This window comes from Burkholderia sp. BCC1972, assembly GCF_905339605.1.
Classification (GTDB): Bacteria; Pseudomonadota; Gammaproteobacteria; order Burkholderiales; family Burkholderiaceae; genus Burkholderia.
The window spans coordinates 55,414-76,868 of sequence record NZ_CAJPGH010000017.1 but is presented as its reverse complement, the minus strand read 5'-3'; the positions used below and the strand labels follow the sequence as shown (position 1 = coordinate 76,868).

At 58.9% G+C, this 21,455-nt stretch carries 20 protein-coding genes and 1 pseudogene; 11 read left to right on the top strand and 10 right to left on the bottom strand.

Translation table 11 applies throughout. The features are described 5' to 3' along the window. The first annotated feature begins 14 nt into the window (after positions 1-14). The 8 genes from U5798_RS23280 to U5798_RS23245 all read left to right on the top strand — a co-directional run bounded on the left by U5798_RS23280 (position 15) and on the right by U5798_RS23245 (position 7,003). Positions 15-1,181 carry an acyl-CoA dehydrogenase family protein gene (locus tag U5798_RS23280; RefSeq protein WP_322083315.1) on the top strand — a complete coding sequence of 389 codons (1,167 nt, stop codon included), beginning with the start codon at positions 15-17 and terminating at the stop codon, positions 1,179-1,181. Positions 1,182-1,271: 90 nt separating this feature from the next. Beyond that, complete coding sequence (locus U5798_RS23275; protein ID WP_322083314.1) at positions 1,272-2,855, top strand: NAD(P)/FAD-dependent oxidoreductase; 1,584 nt, start codon at positions 1,272-1,274, stop codon at positions 2,853-2,855. A gap of 27 nt (positions 2,856-2,882) precedes the next feature. Beyond that, positions 2,883-3,119, top strand: a complete 237-nt coding sequence (locus U5798_RS23270) for a hypothetical protein (protein WP_322083313.1) — start codon at positions 2,883-2,885, stop codon at positions 3,117-3,119. 123 nt (positions 3,120-3,242) lie between these two features. Beyond that, entirely contained in the window at positions 3,243-4,406 is a 1,164-nt protein-coding gene (locus tag U5798_RS23265; protein WP_322083312.1) for an enoyl-CoA hydratase/isomerase family protein, read from the top strand. Positions 4,407-4,479: 73 nt separating this feature from the next. Further along, positions 4,480-5,262: an electron transfer flavoprotein subunit beta/FixA family protein gene (locus tag U5798_RS23260; protein WP_322083311.1), complete on the top strand. Its 783-nt coding sequence runs from the start codon at positions 4,480-4,482 to the stop codon at positions 5,260-5,262. A gap of 16 nt (positions 5,263-5,278) precedes the next feature. Continuing rightward, positions 5,279-6,214: an electron transfer flavoprotein subunit alpha/FixB family protein gene (locus U5798_RS23255; RefSeq protein ID WP_322083310.1), complete on the top strand. Its 936-nt coding sequence runs from the start codon at positions 5,279-5,281 to the stop codon at positions 6,212-6,214. A 55-nt stretch (positions 6,215-6,269) separates the two neighbouring features. Beyond that, the gene (locus U5798_RS23250) at positions 6,270-6,560 is read left to right on the top strand and encodes a hypothetical protein (RefSeq protein ID WP_322083309.1); all 291 of its coding nucleotides are present in this window, start codon (positions 6,270-6,272) and stop codon (positions 6,558-6,560) included. Between the two features lie 170 nt (positions 6,561-6,730). After that, positions 6,731-7,003, top strand: a complete 273-nt coding sequence (locus U5798_RS23245; RefSeq protein WP_322083308.1) for a glutaredoxin — start codon at positions 6,731-6,733, stop codon at positions 7,001-7,003. A gap of 96 nt (positions 7,004-7,099) precedes the next feature. On the opposite strand, the gene U5798_RS23240 is transcribed toward U5798_RS23245, so the two are convergent. Further along, positions 7,100-7,911 (bottom strand): IS5 family transposase gene (locus U5798_RS23240; protein WP_322083307.1). Its coding sequence is split into 2 segments (ribosomal slippage): positions 7,100-7,569 and positions 7,569-7,911, totalling 813 coding nucleotides; the frame shifts between segments, so codons are not numbered across the junction. Between the two features lie 193 nt (positions 7,912-8,104). Between U5798_RS23240 and U5798_RS23235 the strand changes: the two genes are divergently transcribed. Both U5798_RS23235 and U5798_RS23230 read left to right on the top strand, forming a co-directional pair. After that, positions 8,105-9,046, top strand: coding sequence for an NAD-dependent epimerase/dehydratase family protein (locus U5798_RS23235; RefSeq protein ID WP_322083306.1), 942 nt, complete (start codon positions 8,105-8,107; stop codon positions 9,044-9,046). A gap of 1,099 nt (positions 9,047-10,145) precedes the next feature. Then, positions 10,146-11,204, top strand: a pseudogene (locus U5798_RS23230) (IS256 family transposase). A gap of 72 nt (positions 11,205-11,276) precedes the next feature. Here U5798_RS23230 and U5798_RS23225 read toward each other — a convergent pair. Beyond that, complete coding sequence (locus U5798_RS23225) at positions 11,277-11,570, bottom strand: H-NS histone family protein (protein WP_322083305.1); 294 nt, start codon at positions 11,568-11,570, stop codon at positions 11,277-11,279. A gap of 687 nt (positions 11,571-12,257) precedes the next feature. Between U5798_RS23225 and U5798_RS23220 the strand changes: the two genes are divergently transcribed. Further along, positions 12,258-12,824, top strand: coding sequence for a hypothetical protein (locus tag U5798_RS23220; protein ID WP_322083304.1), 567 nt, complete (start codon positions 12,258-12,260; stop codon positions 12,822-12,824). Positions 12,825-12,889: 65 nt separating this feature from the next. Here U5798_RS23220 and U5798_RS23215 read toward each other — a convergent pair whose 3' ends face one another. From U5798_RS23215 to U5798_RS23180, 8 genes are all read right to left on the bottom strand, one after another. Then, the gene (locus tag U5798_RS23215) at positions 12,890-13,543 is read right to left on the bottom strand and encodes an acyl-homoserine-lactone synthase (protein WP_322083303.1); all 654 of its coding nucleotides are present in this window, start codon (positions 13,541-13,543) and stop codon (positions 12,890-12,892) included. A 238-nt stretch (positions 13,544-13,781) separates the two neighbouring features. Continuing rightward, positions 13,782-14,486 carry an autoinducer binding domain-containing protein gene (locus tag U5798_RS23210; protein ID WP_260429051.1) on the bottom strand — a complete coding sequence of 235 codons (705 nt, stop codon included), beginning with the start codon at positions 14,484-14,486 and terminating at the stop codon, positions 13,782-13,784. 418 nt (positions 14,487-14,904) lie between these two features. Further along, on the bottom strand, positions 14,905-15,831 hold the full coding sequence (locus U5798_RS23205) for a 3-oxoacyl-ACP synthase (RefSeq protein ID WP_322083302.1): 927 nt from the start codon (positions 15,829-15,831) through the stop codon (positions 14,905-14,907). Next, positions 15,828-16,856: a 3-oxoacyl-ACP synthase gene (locus tag U5798_RS23200; protein WP_322083301.1), complete on the bottom strand. Its 1,029-nt coding sequence runs from the start codon at positions 16,854-16,856 to the stop codon at positions 15,828-15,830. The genes U5798_RS23205 and U5798_RS23200 overlap by 4 nt, the downstream gene beginning before the upstream one ends. A gap of 8 nt (positions 16,857-16,864) precedes the next feature. After that, entirely contained in the window at positions 16,865-17,458 is a 594-nt protein-coding gene (locus U5798_RS23195) for a GNAT family N-acetyltransferase (RefSeq protein WP_322083300.1), read from the bottom strand. Then, a complete protein-coding gene (locus U5798_RS23190; protein ID WP_322083299.1) occupies positions 17,455-18,564 on the bottom strand; it encodes an acyl-CoA dehydrogenase family protein in 1,110 nt (369 codons plus the stop codon). The genes U5798_RS23195 and U5798_RS23190 overlap by 4 nt, the downstream gene beginning before the upstream one ends. 28 nt (positions 18,565-18,592) lie before the next feature. After that, positions 18,593-19,801, bottom strand: a complete 1,209-nt coding sequence (locus U5798_RS23185) for a pyridoxal-dependent decarboxylase, exosortase A system-associated (RefSeq protein WP_322083298.1) — start codon at positions 19,799-19,801, stop codon at positions 18,593-18,595. After that, positions 19,798-21,417, bottom strand: a complete 1,620-nt coding sequence (locus U5798_RS23180) for an acyl-CoA ligase (AMP-forming), exosortase A system-associated (RefSeq protein ID WP_322083297.1) — start codon at positions 21,415-21,417, stop codon at positions 19,798-19,800. Before U5798_RS23180 ends, U5798_RS23185 begins: the two co-directional genes overlap by 4 nt. Between the last annotated feature and the right edge of the window lie 38 nt (positions 21,418-21,455).

Below are 21,455 nucleotides of genomic sequence, written 5' to 3'. Positions count from 1 at the left end.
TTAGCTGGGTCTCTATGAATTTCGAGCTGACTGAATTGCATCGGGAAATCGATGCCAACGTGCGCAAGGTATGTGCCGAATTCGGCGACGACTACTGGAGCGATTGCGACGAGGCTGGTCGCTTCCCACAGGAATTCTATGCGGCGATGGCGGCCGCGGGCTGGCTTGGCATCACGATGCCGGAGGAGCTGGGTGGTTCGGGACTTGGGGTTACGGAAGCTGCCGTGATGATGCACGCGGTGACGTCCAGTGGCGGCGGCTATTCCGCTGCGTCAGCGATTCACATCAATCTCTTCGGACCGCATGCCGTGGTGGTGCATGGTACGCCCGAACAGAAGCAGCGTTGGCTCGTGCCGCTTATCAAGGGCGACCAGAAGGCGTGCTTCGGTGTGACGGAGCCCGATGCCGGACTCGACACCACGAGCATCTCGACGTTTGCGACAGCGGCCCCCGGCGGCTATCGGGTCAGTGGCCGAAAAATGTGGACGTCGACAGGGCAGGTTGCCGACAAGATTCTTCTTCTGACGCGGACGACGCCGAAATCCGAATGCAAGCGCCCGACCGATGGCATGACACTGTTTTACACGGATCTCGATCGCAACAAGGTCGAAGTTCGGCGAATCAAGAAGATGGGGCGCAACGCCGTGGATTCGAACGCGGTCTTCATCGACGATTTGTTCGTGCCGGAAGAGGATCGTGTCGGTGAGGAAGGACGGGGTTTTCACTATCTGCTGGATAGTCTCAACCCTGAGCGGATTCTGGTCGGGATCGAATCCGTCGGCCTGGCGCGCGACGCGATCCGGCGCGCATCTGCCTATGCGCGCGACCGAGTCGTGTTCGGCCAGCCTATCGGGCGCAATCAGGGTATTCAGCATCCGCTCGCGGAGTGCTGGACCCAGACGGAAGCCGCCTACTGGATGTGCCTGCGCGCTGCCTGGATGTACGACCAGGGAATCCCGTGCGGCGCGGAAGCGAACGCGGCCAAATTCCTGTCCGCGCGCGCCGCATTCGATTCTGCAACGCGAGCGGTTTTGACCCACGGTGGCATGGGCTATGCGCGTGAATTCCAGGTCGAGCGGCTGTTCAGGGAGTCGATTCTTCCGCGCATCGCGCCAGTCACCGAGCAGATGATTCTTTCCTTCATCGCCGAGCGCGTGCTCGATCTGCCGAAATCTTATTGAAGAGAATTTTGCCGCGACGCCTCTTTTCGATAAAGACCGTCGTACCTATCGCGTGAGAACGCGTGTTCATCAAATATTGGAGACAGTCAGGTGCGGGATTCATACGACATCGTTGTAGTTGGGGGCGGTAGCAACTCGCTGACCGCTGCCGCGTATTTGGCGAAAATCGGCAAGAGCGTGGTCGTCCTCGAGAAAAATGATCACTGTGGCGGTGGCGTGGTGTCGGTAGCTCCCGCGCCCGGATTCACGGGTGATCCGCATGCCACCGGCATGGTCATTTGCCTCGCCAACCCGGCGCTCACGCACGATGAACTCGGACTGGAGAGCCGCTTCGGGCTGGAGTGGGCTTATACGGAGGCGACGTTCGCAACCGTATTCGACGATAACACCGGGCTGATTACGTGGAACGATCTCGATCGCACGTGCGAATCGATCGCGAAATTTTCGGAGCGTGACGCGCAAACCTACCGGAATTTCGTGCTGGAAAGTCAAGCGCTGCTGCCACTTTTTCTGAAAAGCTATTTTGCTCCGCCTCTCCCGGTCGGCGGGTTTCTCGGGATGCTCGAGCAGACTCCGAAGGGCCGGCGCATGGTCACAAACCTGCTGGACAGCGCCTATGACGTGCTCGAGCGGACGTTCGAGTCGCCCGAGTTGAAAATGCACATCATGAAGTGGTGCGCGGAGCTCATGATGGCTCCGGAGGTCAAGGGAACGGGGATCGTTCCCACGATGCTCCTGGGTATCGCGCACTCGCGGGGCGCGGGCGCCGTGGTCGGCGGCAGCGCAAACCTGACGAAGGCGATCATTCGATGCATTGAGCATTACGGCGGCGAAATTCGAACGAATTCGCAGGTCGTCAGGGTCAAGGTTAGCGGCGGCCGTGCCGTTGGCGTGGAACTCGCGGACGGGTCGTATATCACCGCGAAGGACGCGGTCGTCGGCTCGATCCATCCGTGGGATCTGGGCAAGCTCGTCGAGGGTGTCGATCCCGAAGTCGCTGCCGCCGCGGAGAAGGTGACGCTCAGCTCGTTCGGCGCGATCAATCAGCAGATCGCATTGAGCGAGGCGCCGAAATGGAAGGCGGGCGACGAATATTCGAAATCGATGCTTGTCGAATGCGTGCAGCGCGACTATCGGGCACTGCGCAAGAGTTTCGACGCCTATCGCTACGGCGAGATGCCGGAGGGGCACCTCAGCCCGTTGATTGCCGTTCAGAGCTTGCATGATCCGTCCCGCGCGCCAGCCGGCAAGGCTGCGATGTACCTCTACCATTTCGCGCCGCTGGAACTCGCGAATGGCGGCCTCGCGGCATGGGATGACGTCAAGGAGCATTGGTGCGACGCGATCTACGACGAGATGTGCAAATACACAACAAATCTTGACCGCAGCTCGATCATCGGCACGTATCGCGAAACTCCGCTCGACCACCACCGGCATTCTGCATCCATGAAGCACGGCGATATCTTCGGATGCGGAACGACGATTTCGCAGTTCATGGGGCGGCGCCCCATTCCGGAACTCGCGCAATATACGGTGCCGGGCCTCAAGGGCTTCTATCTTGCCGGGCCGTTCCTCCATCCGGGTGGCGCCGTGACGCTGGGTGGGCGCGCGACCGCGATGAAGATGCTGATGGATTGGAAGGTCGATCTGAAAAGGGCTTTCGTGAGCCTGTGATCGCGACACTGGAAAAAGGATACGGATATGAAGCTCTACACGTCCGACAACGGAGATTTGATGGAGGTGGACGCGCTGAAGCCGAGCGGCGATCACCTGGTCATTACTGGAACCATCATGGGGGCCATGCCCATCGAAGCGCATCTGACGCCCGGCGAACTGCGCAGCGCGTTGAAGCTGCTGAGTTTTCGCGTGGTGTTTCTGCTTCTCAAGATGCTGTTTACGACGGAAAAAGTGAAGAGTGAGTCGAGCGCAGCACTTTGAGTAGTCGATCACGGGTTTTCGCATTGGCAATCGAAATTAGTTGTTCGCTGGCCGGCGCGCGGCATATTGTGCGGTAGCTTGACGAATCCGCGCATCGCGAGGCGAACAGCGCTCAGGTTGGAGATGGATGAAGTGGATATCAGTCGCGCAGTGCCATTTCAGCTTGACTTCGACCCGCTGGGTAGCTGCAACGCAGACCGGACAATCATGTTCGAGCAGATCGACCGCGTTGCAGTCGTCATACTGAACCGGGCGGAGACGATGAACGCCTTGTCGCATGACATGGTGCGTCAGATGGTCGAGTGGGTGGAGCATTGTCACGTGGACCGTAATGTCGTCGCACTTGTGATGCGGGGCGGACACGACGGGAATTTTTGTGCGGGAAGCGATATGAACGATTTGTATCGCCTCGTCATGAAGTGCGATGCAGGATGGCGTCAGATGCTTGTCGATCTGTATCGGCTCCAGTTCGCACTTCGCAGCTTGAAAAAACCTGTCGTGACGCTGATGGATGGCGTGACGGCCGGCTCCGGAACGGGGCTGGCACAATCCTCATCATTGCGTGTCGTCACTGAGCGAACCAACGTATCACTGCCTGAAACAAGATTGGGTTTCCTGTCGGGAATTGGTGCGATCAGGTCTTTGTCCGGTATCCCGATCGAGGTGGCGCTCTATTTGGGCTTGACGGGGAAAACACTGTCCGGCCCGGATGCCATGCGCCTAGGGCTTGCGGATGCTTATGCGCCCAGTGCGTCGTTGAAGAACTTCGAAAGGCGGCTCAAGATGCTCGATCTGACCGATGTTCGACAGAGTATGCGAGATGTCTTTATCTCGCCGTTGGATCCGATTCCGGATTCCGGGTTCGGCCGGTTCCTCCCGTTGATTCGGGAGCACTTCAGCGTCCATTTGACAGTTGAAGAGATCGTCGAATCGATGGACCGTGCACTCGAAAGTGATGTATCGGAACAAGAGCGTGGCTGGCTTCGAGCTTCAATAGACGCGTTGCTTGCGCGTTCTCCGTTGATGCTCGATGTGACCCGGGAAATGCTGCTGCGGGCACGATCGATGTCTCTGGAAGACTGTTTCCGCATGGAGTTCGATATCGCCGTTCGGGCCATCGAGGTCGGTGATTTTTGCGAAGGAGTACGATCAATATTGATCGACAAAGACGATTCTCCGGTCTGGATGTTTCGTTCACTCAGAGATGTGAATCACGCGATCGTACGAAAATTCTTTTCGCCACGCAGTCGCATGGGGATACATCCGTTAGAGAGCGTCTGCGTCTAGTTGACAATACTCAATGGGCGTGAGAGCCGACTTAATAGATTCGAATTCTTTCGTACAGAGAGAAGCATGTGTGATGGTTATCGATTTTCTGGAGCTACCTGAAGTGACGAAAATCCTTGTTGCTGTGAAAAGAGTGGTAGACGCGAATGTCAAAGTTGGCGTGAAGTCGGACAACACGGGCGTCGACATCGCGAACGTGAAGATGTCGATGAACCCGTTCGACGAAATCGCGGTGGAAGAAGCGGTGCGGCTGAAGGAAGCGGGTGTCGCGACCGAAGTGATCGCGGTGTCGGTCGGTGTGACGCAAGCGCAGGAAACGCTGCGTACGGCGCTTGCGATCGGCGCGGATCGCGCGATCCTCGTCGAGTCGAACGACAGCGTCGAGCCGCTGGCCGTCGCGAAGATCCTGAAAGCGCTGGTCGACAAGGAGCAGCCGCAACTGGTGATCCTCGGCAAGCAGGCGATCGACGACGATTCGAACCAGACGGGCCAGATGCTGGCTGCGCTGGCAGGGCTGCCGCAAGCGACGTTCGCGTCGAAGGTGACGATCGCCGACGGCAAGGCAACCGTCGCACGTGAAGTCGACGGTGGCGCGGAAACGCTGTCGCTGTCGCTGCCGGCGGTCGTGACGACCGACCTGCGCCTGAACGAGCCCCGCTACGTGACGCTGCCGAACATCATGAAGGCGAAGAAGAAGCCGCTGGAAACGGTGAAGCCGGAAGACCTGGGCGTGGACGTCGCGCCGCGTCTGAAGACGCTGAAGGTGGTCGAGCCGCCGAAGCGCGCAGCCGGCGTGAAGGTGCCGGACGTGAAGACGCTGGTCGAGAAGCTGAAGACCGAAGCCAAGGTGCTGTAAGAGGGAGCGGAAAGAAATGACGATTCTGGTGATTGCAGAACACGACAACGCATCGATCAAGGCCGCGACGCTGAATACGGTGGCAGCGGCAGCGAAGATCGGTGGCGACATCCACGTGCTGGTTGCGGGCCACAACGCGCAAGCGGCGGCCGACGCAGCGGCGAAGATCGCAGGTGTTTCGAAGGTGCTGCTGGCCGACGCGCCGCAACTGGCCGCAGGCCTGGCGGAAAACGTCGAAGCGACCGCGCTGAACATCGCGAAGGACTATTCGCACATCCTCGCGCCGGCGACCGCCTACGGCAAGAACATCGCGCCGCGTATCGCCGCGAAGCTGGACGTCGCGCAGATCTCGGACATCACAGCGGTTGACAGTGCCGACACGTTCGAACGCCCGATCTACGCGGGCAACGCGATCGCGACGGTGCAGTCGAGCGACCCGATCAAGGTCATCACGGTGCGCGCAACGGGTTTCGATCCGGTTGCAGCCGAAGGTGGCAGCGCGGCGGTCGAGAAGATCGAAGCGGCGGCCGACGCCGGCAAGTCGCAGTTCGTGAGCCGTGAAGTGACGAAGCTGGACCGTCCGGAACTGACCAGCGCGAAGATCATCGTGTCGGGTGGCCGCGGCCTGGGCAGCGGCGAGAACTACACGAAGGTGCTGGAGCCGCTGGCCGACAAGCTGTCGGCAGCACTGGGCGCATCGCGCGCTGCCGTCGACGCCGGCTACGTGCCGAACGACTACCAGGTCGGCCAGACCGGCAAGATCGTCGCGCCGCAGCTGTACATCGCGGTCGGCATCTCGGGTGCGATCCAGCATCTGGCCGGCATGAAGGATTCGAAGGTGATTGTCGCGATTAACAAGGACTCCGAAGCGCCGATCTTCAGCGTAGCCGACTACGGCCTGGTAGGCGATCTGTTCGCGCTCGTGCCGGAACTCGCGACTCAGCTCGCTTAGTAGCCGACGCCGGTTTGGAACCTCAAACTGGTAACGGTTGGCAGAAATGGGAGTCATGCAACGCGCCCGTCTCGATGCGGCGGCGGCCGTAAATGCAGAAGATGCATCGATCTGGCGCTGGTTTTCTGTTCTGCTAGAGGAGCGTCGCATTCGTTGGCGCTATGCGTTCGATAGCTGGATCGTGAACGTGGATCGAAAGCACGTTGCGACCGAGCAGAGTTTTGACGACGCAATTCGGGTGGCCAAGATTGTATCCGAGCAACTCGGAATCGGATCGCCGAATGACCGATCGGGTGTCGGAAGACGAACATCGCTTCGCGGTGCGGGAAGGACGGGATCGTCCTGACACCGCTCACCGCGTACATTCGCCAACGTTATTAGCGTCTCATTCTGACATGCATGCAAATATAGTTTGTAGCGAAGCTCACCAAGCGGTCGCGAACTGGATCACCTCTGCTACATGAGGTCGGGCTCGGCTGTGCCGATGAGATCGCTACCCAGTCCTGCGAGAGATCTATGAGCCTGCGAGTGGAGTTTTTCTTTGCGCCCGGTTGCAACCGATACAAGCTTATCGACGATGCGCTGCAGGAAATCGCCAGGGAGGTATGCGCATCGGAAGTGATTTGGCGTGACGTCAATGTTATTGACGAGATTGACTATGCGATCGAGCTAGGCGTAGTGACATTGCCGTCACTTGCAATTAATGGAGAGCTTTGCAAAGTTCGCTCGTTTGGCGCATTAGAGTTTCGGAAAGAGCTTGAGCGACGGTTGCTAGATAGATTGATCTGAGCAGCCATTCTAATGCAAAAAGCGGGATGGTTAAGTCGATATCGTGAAACCCGCGATCAGGGCCATAGCGGATCAACCGAAGCCTAAGAAACGGTTTCATAAAGACTGCTGCGCGCGCTGAAGAGTGTTCCAGCAGATCAAGCAACAGCCGAGTTTGAGAAACGCTTCGTGAATGTCAGCGCGACGTTCGAAGCGAATACGTAGACGACGGAAATGATGCAACCAGGCATGTGTACGCTCGACAACCCAACGGACTTTCCCAAGGCCACTGCCGTGCGGGTGGCCACGCCGGGCGATGCTAGTGGGGATACTGCGCTCGTGAAGTACGCGTCGGTATTTGTCGTGGTCGTATCCGCGATCAGCGTAGACGCGGCCAGGACGGCTCAAAGGCCGTCCGCGTCTGCCGCCGATCGGCACGATGGCCTCAATCAGCGGCACGAGTTGAGTGACGTCGTTACGGTTGGCGCCAGTCAGGATTGCCGCGATCGGCGTTCCGTTGGCGTCGGTGGCGAGGTGATGCTTGGATCCGGGTCGCGCTCGATCGGTGGGGTTCGGACCAGTTTTTCGCCCGCCCCAACCGCGCGAATCGAGGACCAGTCCACGACCACGCGCGAGAAGTCGATCTTGTCCGCCGCTCGCAACCTTGCTAGAAGCACTGCGTGCAAGCGATCCCATACGGCGGCCTGTTGCCAATCGCGTAGCCTTCGCCAGCAACTGACGCCCGAACCGCATCCCATCTCTGCAGGCAAATCTCGCCACCGGATGCCGGTCTTCAGCACGAACAAGATGCCGGTCAGCGCCGCCGGATCCGGCTTGCGGCCCGGATACTTGAAGCGGCGAGGCTTCGCTGGTGGTAGCAGCGGTTCGATCAGTGCCCACAGTTCGTCGTCGATGATTGGTTTGCCCATCTCCTCGATCCTGTTGTCACGACGATCAAGGTTAACAGGTTGCCTTACGGGTTAGCAGCCCCTACGAAGCCTTTTTGAAACCATTTCTAAGTGCTTGTTGAACACGAGCACGGTCTAAGTGCTTGCGCAACGATAGACCTCCCAAGCGAGGCGGTATGCTGATTTCGATTACCTTCCAGAGAGAACCCGGAAAATGAAAATCCTCCTCCTAGGTGCAACAGGATATATCGGCAAGCACGTTGCCGCCAGACTCATTGCGGCTGGTCACAGCGTGACAGGTTTCATCCGGAACACCCGAAGCGCAGACTCGCCCGAGGCGGCTGGCATCACAACATTGCATGGCGATCTGAGTGACGATGCCCAACTTACCTCGCTCGGACACGATCACGATGCGATTGTTTGGGCCGCGCAGTTGATGCTTGAAGACGAGCAGCGCGTGGTCTCGGCCATGTTGCGCAATCTTGAGGGCAGCAACAAACCTTTCATCTTCACCAGCGGTACCAGTTTGCTGTCCGAGCGCACCGACGGCGACTGGAGCGAGAACACTTATGCTGAGGACGACACATTCCCGCCGCGGCGTCAGATAGCCCCGCGCCTCGAAATCGAAAACATGGTTCGTGCGAGCGCAGCGCGTGGTATCCGTTCGCTCTGCATTCGTCCGCCGCTAGTTTGGGGGCATGGCGGCAGCAAGGTCATTGCAGATTTGTATCATTCGGCCGCGAAGACCGGCGCAGTTTGCTACGTTGGCCGCGGACTTAACGTCTATTCCAACGTTCACGTCGATGATCTGGCCGAGGTGTACCGACTAGCACTGGAAAAGGGCGTTGCAGGGGCGCTTTATCACGCCGTATCCGGCGAGACGAGCTACAGGTCGCTCGCGGAGAAGATCGGTCGGCATTTGGACGCGCCTACTCGAAGCGTCACCGTCAGCGAAGCAGCGGAGATCTGGGATAAATTCATGGGGCCGATCGTGTTTTCGTCATGCAGCCGCACGCGCGCGCCGCGTACGCGGCGCGAACTCAGCTGGGCGCCTAGCGATGGTCACCTCGACATTTTCGACGACTGCGTGGATCCCACCTACGCGCGCTCAATGGACGTTCGGCCACTCCCAGCGTGGGTTCGCTCGCCGGCGTAGCGAGTTCGCACCCCCAAAAGCATACAAGCGCGTGGCCACATCTGAGAGTGGAACGCGAGGCGGCGCACGACGCGGCCCGTCTTCACACTCGCAACCTGGAGGTTCCCGCGTGAAATTCTGGCGTAGCTTTGAGCTGCATGTTTGCTTTCTACAGGTTGGGTGGACCATTATCTGCCGGTCCGCGTCGGAACAGGGCGGTCGGCGCACGGCGTGATCGATGGCATCCCCCGCTGCTGCCTCGTGCAGAGTGCGCGGCGCGTCGGCCACGCCCGATCTCGTCGGCGGTCTGACGCATCCAAGCGGTGAGTGTTTACGGGAAGCGGGAGCGATCGACGTGCTGCGTCACATGCGTGCGCCGACGACACGACACTCAGATGTGGGAACGGTTGGGTGCTTCACGAGCATGGTTCGAAGACCCGGCGCGCAGATTCAATGAGAGTATTTGGCCCCCACGCGTACAGCTTTACGCAGGCCTCCGCCTTGACTACGTTGATTGCAACAGTTGCGGTGACGCGATAGTGGCCGACCGATGTACCCATAAACGCGTTCGTTAGTACTCCATTTGTATTTTACATAATTAAGACTCTCGTCGAAAACCACATGTCAGCACCGCGGCGGCTTATAGGGAGCGTCCCGGACGTAACAGAGTCGGTGAGGACCAATTTGTGGGGCATCTTGTCGGGATCTGTTCGGCGTACCCTTGCAGTCAAGGCATTGCGGCCGATCTTGGATTGCGGCTGCTAAATGCGGGTAGGACCATCGATAGCGAGCCATCTGCGACTGCGGGAGTCTTACTTGGCGGGTCTGTGCGAGCGGTGGTTGGAGTCTGCTGCCGATGCGAGGACGATCGAATTCGCTGATATCTAGCGGTATTGCTGCCATTGGTGAAATGGAGTCGCTGCCGAGACGACCGACATGGATTCCGAAGGGGGGCGCGGGTGCTTCAACGTTGGGGCAGCTGAGGCGGATCTGAATCGCTTGAGCCAGCTTGATACAGATCCGACTGGCCTTGAGCATGAAGCTGCGGGCTCGGAGAGAGCTGTAGGGGGACTGTCAGAAATTTCGTGTTTAAGGCATAACATCCAATCAAGGAGTGTTTATGCCACGCAAACCGAAAGCCAAGCCTGCAGAGCTGACGGCGATTTCCGCCGAGCTGCTTGAGCAGTTCGGTAATGGTCCGATGACGGCCGAAGCCATCAATGCCGCCTCGCTGGCGTTCAAGAACGCGTTGATCGAACGGGCGCTGGGCGGCGAGATGCGCCACCTCTGGGCTATCCGTCCGGCGCGGCCAAACCGGTCGCTGTCACCAACCAGCGCAACGGCACTGACGCCAAGACCGTGCTGACCGAGGACGGCCCGACTCGCATCGACGTGCCGCGCGACCGGAACGGCAGCTTCGAACCGCTGCTGATCCCTAAGCACGAGCGGCGCTTCACGGGCTTCGACGACAAAATCGTCGCCATGTACGCCCGGAGCCTGACCGTGCGGGAAATCCAAGGCTTCCTGCAAGAACAGTATGGCACCGAGGTTTCGCCCGATTTCATCAGCTCGGTCACCGACGAAGTGATGACCGAAGTCGCCGCCTGGGAGGCTTGCCCGCTCGAGCCCATGTATCCGGTCGTGTTCCTCGATGCGCTGCGGGGCAAGATCCGCGAAGACGCCGTGGTGTGCAACAAGGCGGTCTATCTGGCGCTGGGCGTGTTGCCCGACGGCTCGCGTGACATCTTCCGCCTTCGGATCGAAGGCACCGAGGGCGCCAAATTCTGGATGAAGGTGTTCAACGCGTCTGAAGACGCGCGGCGTCAGCGACATTCTGATTGCCGTCACGGCCGGGCTCAAGGGCATGCCCACCCGAAGTGCTCCCCAGTGCCCCTGTCCCGGATGGTCACACCATACGCTCAAACCACTCGGCGCGGGACCGCAAGGCACCGGCTATATCATGCCGGTTACCAATTCCATTGAGAATATCAACTCGCAATTGCGCAAGATCATCGGACCCGCGGGGCACTTCCCGAGCGACGATGCGGCCACGAAACTCATCTGGCTCGAGCTGCGTGATATCACCGACAATTGGAGCCGCGCCGCTCACGACTGGAGGACGGCCATGAACCAATTCGCTATCCTTTACGCGGATCGCTTCGTTCGACCATCTGTGTGATTCTCAACCCGCCTTGAACACGGAAATTCTGACACCCCCCCTGTAGGGTGCCCGATCGATAAGCAGCCTTAATTATTCGGCGATCAAGAAGCGATCACGTTTCTTGCCCTTGATCCATGACGGTTCGCGGCCACGCCCGCTCCACGTTTTTCCCGTTTTTGGATCCTGATACTTCGGCGTCGCAGGTTGGCTGCCATTCGCGTCACGAGTGCGCTTACGGCCGAAGACCTGTTCCGGTGTGAGACCATACTCTTGAACCCGCGCGCGAACTTCTTCAAGCACGGTCTCTAGTTCGGCCTGCCTAGCCTCTTCCGCTTGCACGAGTAGTGCTTCAGCCTTGGCTTTCAACTCATGATATGTGGCCATTCTTCACTCCATGTGGTTAAAAGAAACAGTATTGAAATCGTCGCTTTGAACAGGGCAATTCGCTGCGACGCATCATGTCTGCGACATGTCATTGTGGGCAGCGCAATTGGACCGATTGCGGGATTTTCTCACCGTTTGGGCCAGGAGTCGATCATTTATCGCCTTCGAGGCCGCACCTGATGGAGCAATCGAAATCCGTACACTGGCCGATTGCGGTTGGGTACGCAAATTGTCGACGATCATTCGCGAATTGTTGGGCGGTCGCCCGCTGTGTGCCGATGTGCGCTCACCACTCTGATCAGCCAGGGGGCGCTGGGGCCGTCTCCATTGGATTGCGTCGTAGGCACAATGAGGAGACCTATATTGTGATCGCTGACTTTCCCGAAGCGTAAAACTTCAGACAAGTCGCGTCATTTTTTCAGGACGTGCGAGATATCGTGCAGCTGATGGACCAATTCTGCGTCGGTGTTGTGGTGGGACGTTTCGTTTTTTCCATATCGTTCAACTTCGCAGATGCGTTGATCGGTACCCCCCCCAATCCTCACAGTTGACATTGCTGCGTGAAGGAACGAAAAAAGATGAACCGATTTGCGCCGGCGCGATGAGTCCGGCCAGGTCGGTGCATCATCGGTCCGATTTCTCGCGGTGTGTGGAGTACATATCGCCACGTTCGAGGCGAGGCCTGCTATGGAGCAATGCGATAATGTTTGGCGATCGAGTGATACAAGCGCATGCTCGGCACCGGCGTGCGATTGCGCGACCTTACAGATCCGTTTGCGAAGGGCCGAAACGCAGATTCGTCGTCTCACAAGATGCGTTCAACTGAAAGACGAGAAGCTGTGCGAGCTTGGCAAGGTCCTGGCGAACTCGGCGACCGCACACTACTGCGTTGAAGAGCGATTGCAGCGTGAACTTGACGCGTTGCGGATAGACCTGCCTGCCGACGTGCCGAGCGATCACTACGGTCCTGTTGATGGCAATTCGATGGGAGGCGGTGTAGTCGTTCGCCTGCCTTACCTGACCGCGATCCTCTCAGTTTTGTTCGACGCGATGCATGTGTTCTGGACGGACTGCGATGACGGCCGTCTGCCAAAATCTTCGACTGTCGCTCATGCGATTGATGAACGTCTCGGACTGAGGGCGCAGACAAGCGGCGAAGGTTCACGGACCGGTCAGGCCTACGCATCCGCCATCCGGCCGGATTGGGTAAAGGATGCGGATAACCGACATCACCACCGGCGATCCACATCCTAGTTGTAGTCGTGGAAGTCGAGCACACAAATTTCGGCGAAGCGCGACGGTCGCCGCCGGGACGGGATCTATTGGACGTCTGCCGTGCAACGAGCAGCGCGTGGTACCGTCCCCGCCACCGAGCCACGAACATTCGGCGTGAGCGGACGATGCCACGTGATTGAAGATCGGAGACTATCGAGATCGGATCCAAGTTTGGCGAACGCGGCGGGCGTGAGATCAATGGCGCAGACCACGAACGGAGAGGTAGCGGTCTCCGGATGAGGTCCCACATACTGAAGATCGAGGCCAAAGCGGCGATACAGCCGTGCGATGGCCTGGGTGACGACACCAATGATGCGGGTCGCGCCGAGGGATGCCGCGACGGCCATGACATACGGAAAGAGTTGCATGCCCGAGCCGGCGAACCGCGATAGCTCCCATACGGTGGGTGACGAGGGAAAATCGAGGTTCGACGATCGAGGAAGTAGTTCTCGGAGCAGGTACGGGGCGGTAGTTGGCATCAGACGTGCGCAACCACATATCTGCCCTTCGGAAGTGAGTTCAACAACCTGAATGGTGTTTTCGCCATCGAAGTGATCCCATTCTATGGTTTCATTTTCCTTAACATCGGGTAGCGGCCAGCCGAGACGGCGCACGAACACGTCGTACCGGAACGCGCCGAGTCCATCACGAAGTTCAAACGGTAAGTCGCTCAACCTACCCGCGATAATGAGTGGCATTTGCGTTCTCCATCATTTATTGATGGCCGCCACCGTATCAAGTCGAAACAACAACAGGAACTAGTTAGGTAGGGAGGAGGCGCAGATGAATATTGGACGCGCATCATCCGTGCGAGATTGAAGATCTCTGGTTGGTCCAGAATTATTCAATATATGGGATTCGAGAGGCCCGGGGGCATGGTTAAATCATGCCGGCGACGCGCTCGCACACGGGGAAATTTGACTGAAAATAAGGTGGCTAATCAAGTAGGCCGAAATTGGAGGCAATGACGGCGGCTGCTATCCTGCTATTCACGTTCAGGACCTTCATTGCTTCAGTGATATGATATTCGACGGTATGGCGGGATATTTCGAGAATCATGCAGATATCCGACGATGTTTTGCCTTGCGCAACCCATGAAAGACATTGGCGCTGACGCGGGGAAAGCTGAATGAACGCCTTTGGATGGGGAGGAGCGAACCGATCCAGCTCCAAACGAAATAGATTGCTGATTACGCTCGCGAGCTGCCGGCTCGTCCCTGCATTGATACGGGATGATGGACCTGACAGATTGATGAGCAAAACACTGCCCCCGACCTCACGAATTGGAATGCTCAGCCCGTTTTTGAGTCCGGCGTCGCACGCTTCCACGAGCACATGTCGCTCAGCATGGTTCAAGTCGGTAATATCGCCCCAGCGATAAGGTCCTGAGGAAGTAAAAGCCGCTCGATGTACGGGATCAACGGAGCCATAGTTGTGCTGTAGATAGTGCTGCACCCAGTTGTTGGGATAATGCGAGCAGATTGCCTCCATAGACATGCTGGGTCTAGAGCGAACGCAAGTCAGGGAGATCCGTGTGACGGCATAACATGGAAAACCCAAGGGAAGCACCGCATTGCCAAGCAAGTCAGAAAGCGAAGAAATATCCTTTGCATCGGTAAAGAGAGACAGGATTGGCGCCATTCGGGTGGCCAATGTGACATTCCATGGTGGTGGCTTGGATGCTTTTTTGCTTGTGCGATGCCGAAATCGCGTTCTCATGACTCCTACCTCGCTTATTGCCTAGTGGCATTCAAGAAAAATTCTGGAGCAAGGCGCCGACACTCTGGCAGCGACTCGGACAAAAAGTATGGTAGTGGGGCGCTGAATGTACGCGCACCCGCTATGCTAGGGCCGATGCCGGAGGGTTACGTCGAGATGGACGTTGGGTGCGTAGCTAGTGTGGAGTCTAATGGTTTGAATCGGTGCGTCATCCAATAGATTGTAATAGTTTAATACGCGATTTTCTAAAAGTCGCCGCCCGGAACGGGAACGATATTGCGACGTATTTAGCGATCGTGTGGCGCTCCGTCGGCGAAATTTCCTGAATTCAACGATCCTGTTAACGAACGAAGAGTGCCGCTGCGGAAAATCCTCCCACTCCGCGGGCGCATAGCAGGAAAGGCTTACCGGGAACCAGATCATCGCAGTCGACGAGATTGATGAATGGATCGCTGACCGTCACATGCGCGACCCGAGCAAAGTTGTCAGTAAACAGGCGGCGTGCTGGAAGACCGAGCGATGCGGTAGTTCGGCGCCACGTTGGCAGATCAAGGTGGGAAGGCAAGATGCGCTGAATCTCGGCTGGTGGCACATTTGCCTCAACGATCGTTTGCGTCGCGAGTCGACGCGCCGCAAGGAAGTACTGAGCTGCGAAGCGCGATTCATCTTCTCCCAGTGTGCCTCGCCAACCTTCTCCACTCGCGTGAAAGGCCAGCGAGACCAATCGATTGATCGAGGTATCGCGTTCGACGAGCACGGCACATGCGCCGTCACTGAGCAATCCGGCCCCGGCCATTGACCGGTCGTTTGCGAGGGGCATGACGTCCGCGCCGACCAGCAGGCCGCGGTTGATGGCCGGACGGGCGGCAAACATCGCGCGAATGATCCGTAGCGCGCCCAGTGACGAGGCGCAATGCTGTTGTGCAAACGAGAATGCCTCAGCCTGCTCGAAACCAAAGTGTTCGCATAGCAGGCGCGGCAAGGATAGCGGTGGTGGGGCGACGCTGCCCTGAAGCGTATGAACGTAGACGAGAAAGTCGATCGTGTCGGGAGCAAGATGGGTCGCACGAACGAGCGATTGGATGGCGTTCGCGGCGAGCGAAAGCGCAGTCTGTCCTCGAGCGTCATAGAACAAGCGCACCCCCGCTTTTTCGAGGCGTTTGACGGTCTCGGCGGACTGCTTGGTTCGTTGGGCCCAGCTGTGGACGTCCTCGGCCGGCTCAGGCAGATAGTAAGCGGCATGCACGATCCCGATGGAAGCGCTCATGACGGATTGAGATATAAGAGCGGCTTGCCATGCGATTCGAACAGTGCGCAACCGACGAAACCGCCCAGGCCGATGCCCCACGTCAGGACTCGCTCGCACACTGACAGGTCGTGAGATTCGAGTGCATTGGCGAACTGAACGATAGCTTCGGCTGCGCCAAGATGGGCGTGGCGGCGGTCGGAAAATTCAACGACACGGCGACTGAGATGTCGGCAAATAGCTTCATCAAGTTGCGGATCTATTCCTGCTCCTACGACGGTGCCAATGTCGTTCGGTTGAAGCGCGTGCCGGCGCAGTATCGCGTCGATCGTCGATCGCAGCGCCGGAACCCAATCTGTGTGGATATCTAGGCTTGAGAGCGGGGCGAATGTCGCGAACCGGTGGAGGCGGCTGGCGCGTGCGTCGATCACAACCAGTCCGGAAGACGCGGGTCCGGAGCTTTCCACCAGGATGGCACCGGCTGCGTCGCCTTGCACGATTCCCTGATCCGTCCATCGCGAGAACGGCGGACACCACTTTTCTGCAGCGACGATCAAGACGGTGTGGATTTCGGGCTCCGCAATCAGCAGATCACTCGCCAGCTGGAGCGCCGTGAACGTGGACGCGCCCTGCTGTTGGGAGACCGAGAATGGAAAGCAGGGTGTGCCGATTACTGCACGCAAGCGTCCAGCGATTGTTGTGGAAACATGCTCGTTGAGGCTACTGTGACAGAATATTGCAATATCGATCGGCGCTGCACCGGCTGGCCGCCTCGCACATATTGCCTGCGCCACCTTGGCGGCGAGCCCGGATAGATCGGTATCGCGCTCAACAGGCACATACTGGAATTCGTCCGTCGCTGAGTTGACTGCAGCGCTTCTGGTTGCCGCTGCTTTCTTTGTGAGGTATGGGGCGTAATCCGCTTGCCACGACGCGACCCAAGCGTGCCAACCGGACCGCATCGGAGCACCGAGCGTCGGCTCGATTCCGCGCTCACGCTGTACAGCGACTGTGTGCGGCACATAGCTGGCAAGTGCCGTGATCACGGGTGTATTCATCGTGCACGTGGTAGCGCGAGGTCGTCGGGCAGCAGGTCGTAAAGGAGCCGCCCGACGCGCATGGCATCGACGAGATGGCAGTCTCGTTGCTGTCCGATCAGACGAAAACCCAGGCGCGCGAGCAGACGTTGCGACGGAACATTACAGTCGACAGCCCATGCAGTGATGCACCGCAGCCGATCACGGATGAACGCTTCATGAAGGAGGTATGTCGCTGCGTTGAAAGCCATATTGACGCAGGTTGGCCGCAACCGGTCGCGGAGGATCCAGAATGAGCCCGTCGCGAAGCGATGCGTGACATCACTGACGGCGACCATACCGCTCGGCACTGCATAGCCAGCTGGACCGAACACACGTATTCGATGCTGTCTGCTATGAACCATTGCTTGCACCGCCAATGCGGGTAGGGTTTGGCGGCCGAGCCCGAAGTCGAACCACCGACCGATGGTCGGCTGAGCGAGCCAGGCGACGATATCGTCGATGTCATTCGGCCCTGGTTTGCGTAACCAGCACGTGGATGACGTTACATGCGTTGCAGCGTTGCCCATTGAGGGCTGAAGCGCGCCATCCGTAGGGGCGTTACCATTCATACGTCTACCTTCCCATTTTCGATCCGCGGTTCCGCGAGCCAGCCGAGCGCTGTGTCGATGCGCAGCAGGAGTTGGGCAACCCAATGGCTGCTCTGGAAGCGGGCTGCCGGCGGGAGACCTTCAACATAGCCGTGCCCACCGCAAAGCTGCACGAATTCGCGACTGACGTTGACCGACTCGGCCGCGACGTGTCGCAGTAACTGACGGACGAGCGAGACCGGCGCCGCCGGGCGGGTCGCAATGACAGCTTGCAGAAAAAGATGGGTGCCATGGGCGGCGATCAGCATGTCGGATAATCGCGCCGCGACGAGTTGATGATTTGACAACGGCTTTCGGAACGCTTGGCGAGTCGTCGCGTAATCGAACGCGAACCGGACGCTATGTTGCATGGCGCCCGTCAAGAGCGCAGCGAGATAGAGGCCGATTTCCGTCATGTACGTTTGCGCGGGAGGAACGCTATCGCTGTCGGCTCGCGCAATCACGGCGAGGGGCGTTTCGGCCGCGGCTTCGTCGGAATGCAATTGCTCCAACACGAGGGTGCCGAGCGTGGCGATGCCTGTCGATCTCGAAGGTCGCCGATCACGTGGGCGCTCGGTGAGGAGGAGGCGCCGCTTCTCATCTATCCGCATGGTAAGGGTCTCAGCGTCGCCCAGTGGACCGAGTTGCCATATTGTTGCGTTGTCGATGGCGGGCACGGACAATGCGATCGCTGTTGTGCCGTCGAAATACGCATGAACTGGCCGAGCCAGAACTGGACCGAGTGCATTGTGCATCCGGAGCACCATGAGCGCGGGTGCTGTCAGCGTCAACTCCAACGCACGCTCAAGCGGTCCGGCGGCGAGCGCTTCGACAACAAGTGCCAGGCCGTGACGGTCGATTCCCAGGCCGCCGTGTTCCTCGGGTAGGACCATTGCTCCAAGATCAAGTGTTGCGGCAGCGAGTCTGACGGTTTCTTGCCACGCTGCTACGCTGGGTGAACCGGCAAGCAAAGGCTCCAGTCGGTTGCGCGCGAAGCGTTGGCTCGCGATATAGAGGTTGCGTTGATCATCGTTCAGTGCCCACGGCGCCGGAGCGGGCCCTGGCGGGAAGGAGTCGAGGGAGAACATCACAATCCTCCACAAAGGACGAGGGTGGTCAGACGAGCATCTCGATCGCATCAGGGTGGCCGAGAAAGTCCCTAGGGCTGGCCGAGCGTCCATACGCACCTGATTGGAAGACGACCACAAAGTCCCCAATGCGAGCCTCGGGAAGCAGCACGTCGTCGGCGATCCGGTCGAGCGGCGTGCACAGGCATCCGACGATGTGGCAACGCTCCGTAGGGGCTTGTGTTTGGCGATTCCCGATGGCGACCGGAAAATTGCGGCGCAGGATCTGCCCGAAGTTTCCCGATGCAGCCAGGTGGTGGTGCAGGCCGCCATCGGTAATCAGGAACGTTCGGTCTCGGGATATCTTGCGATCGATCACTCGGCACACATAGATGCCGGCTTCCCCGACCAAATATCGTCCCAACTCCAAGACTGTGCGGGTATCCGGTAAGCTGCTGCGGAATACACCGAGCCAATCGTGCATGGCATCGGTGACTGCGGTGAGGTCGAGTGGTCTTTCCCCCGCGAAATAGGGGATGCCGAAACCGCCTCCGAAGTTCACGTATTGCGGCGCGACTGGCAGGCCGCCGGCCAATCTCACGGCGAGATCCACGCTCTTGCGTTGAGCTTCGATGACGGTCGGGGCGTATAGACACTGGGACCCCCAGAAAATATGAAAGCCGGCCAGTGCCACTTCCCTTGCATCGAGCTCGCGCAGTAGCTCGGGCACCTGCTCCGCATCGAGCCCAAAAGGGGTGGCCCCGCCACCCATGCGCATGCCGCTGTGATCGACGTGAAAGTCTGGGTTGACTCGAATGGCGACCTTGGGCTGCACACCGAGCTCCCAGCCGAGCGCAGTCACGAGGTGCAACTGCGTGGTCGATTCGAGGTGAATGTTGACACCGCTTGCGACGGCGCGACGCAAGTCGTCGCGGCTCTTGCCAGGCCCGGCGAAGCCGATCAGTTCTGCGGGCATGCCGGCATTCAGCGCAAGTGCCATCTCATTGGCCGATGCCACATCGAACCCATCCATCTGTGGCGCAAGGTGATGGACGACCGCGGGCATCGGGTTCGCCTTAATCGAGTAATGTAGGTCGATACCGGCTGGCAGCGTATCGCGCAGCGTGCATACACGCTGGTCGAGCGTTGCGCGATCATAGGCGAAGAACGGCGTGCGCCCTGCACGATCGGCTAGGCGATTGATCTCGACGCCGCCGATGGTGAGGACGCCGTTGTGCTCCCCAAACAGCCCGTTCACGACTGCCTCACTTCGGAGACGGTGTCAGAGCTCGAGAAGGCGGCGCGCAATGCGGCCCGATCGAATTTCCCGTTGGGGTTGCGCGGAACTGTCTCGCGGACCACGATGCGATGCGGCACCATGTAGCGCGGCAGATGTTCCACACACCAGTCCTGAAGCGTTTGAGCAATGAAGCACGTGGCGACCGGCACGACCAACAGGACGATCGCTTCCCCAAGTTCATCGTCAGGGATGCCGAAGGCAACCGCTTCCGTGACAAGGCCACTGTCGTGAACGACTTCTTCGATCTCTTCCGGGCTGATGCGATAACCAGAACTCTTGATTTGGGCGTCGTTGCGTGCGACGAAGTACAGGAATCCCTCTGCATCTCGCCGTACCAGATCACCTGACCAGACAGCACGATCTCGCGGCGCGCCACCGGGTTTCAGCTCGGGTGAAGGTCGATAGCGCTGGGCTGTGCGTGTCGCGTCATTCCAATAACCGAGCGTGACGCAGGCTCCGACATGGACGAGTTCTCCGGTTTCGTCCGGCCCACAAGGCGAGCCATCATCGCGAACAACCAGAATTCGGGCGTTAGGTACAGCTTTCCCGATGGAATCGGGGCGACGATCGACCTCTGAGGGGTCTAGAAACGTGGAGCGAAATGCCTCGGTCAGGCCATACATTAGATATGGTTTGGCCTGCGGAAACAATGCTCGGAGTTGCTGCAAGACGGGCGCCGGCAGCTTGCCGCCGGTATTCGCGAAGTAGCGTAGCTTCCGGCGTGTCGTTTCAGGCCAAGCCGCACGGACCAGTTGCATCCACAAGGGCGGCACGCCCGTGATCGCCGTAATGCGTTCGCTCTCGCAGGCATCGATGACGTCTTGCGGGGCCATATAGTTAATGAGCACGGTGGTGGCTCCCGCCGCCCAAGTAGATGTGAGCTGACTCAGGCCAGCATCGAAACTGAGCGGTAGGGCGGCGAGGATTCGATCGGATGAGACGTTGTTCAGATAGTGAGCTACGCTCCACGCACCTTCGAGCAGGTTGCGGTGGCTCAACATCACACCTTTCGGCAATCCAGTCGAGCCTGATGTGTAGAGAATGGCAGCCAGATCCGTGTCGACATTGGCCGACACCGGTGATTGTGGCGGATTGTCACTATCGCGTTCCGTGCGATTTCCGCTTGCGTACTCGGGCCAGCTTTGAACGTGCGTTGTTGTTCGGAGGTGCCGGCTTGCGGAGCCGGCATCGTCCACGATGATCGTGTAGGAAACGCCGGTAAGACCATGTTCGTCAAGGACCCGCGCGCGCAGCGCGCTGGTAATCAGGCAATCGGCACCGGAGTCGAGCAGGATGTGAGCGACCTGCTGGGGTTTGAGGAGCGGGTTGATGGGAACGAACACGCATTGCGCCGCGGCGGCACCCAGCATCGACACGACCGTCTCGACACGTTTGTCCAGATAAATCGCAATGCGCGCGCCGGCCGTGAACCCAAGTGCGTGGAGGGCGTCGCCCATACCGCGCGCGCGCAGAGCCAGATCTTGGTAGCTTATGCGGGCGGAACCGCAGACGAGTGCTTCCATATCAGGTGTGCGGTTTGCAGCCGCGTCCACGAGGTCGAGTATGTTTCTCATGACGGTATCCGGATCGAATGTCGAGCGTTGAAAGGAAA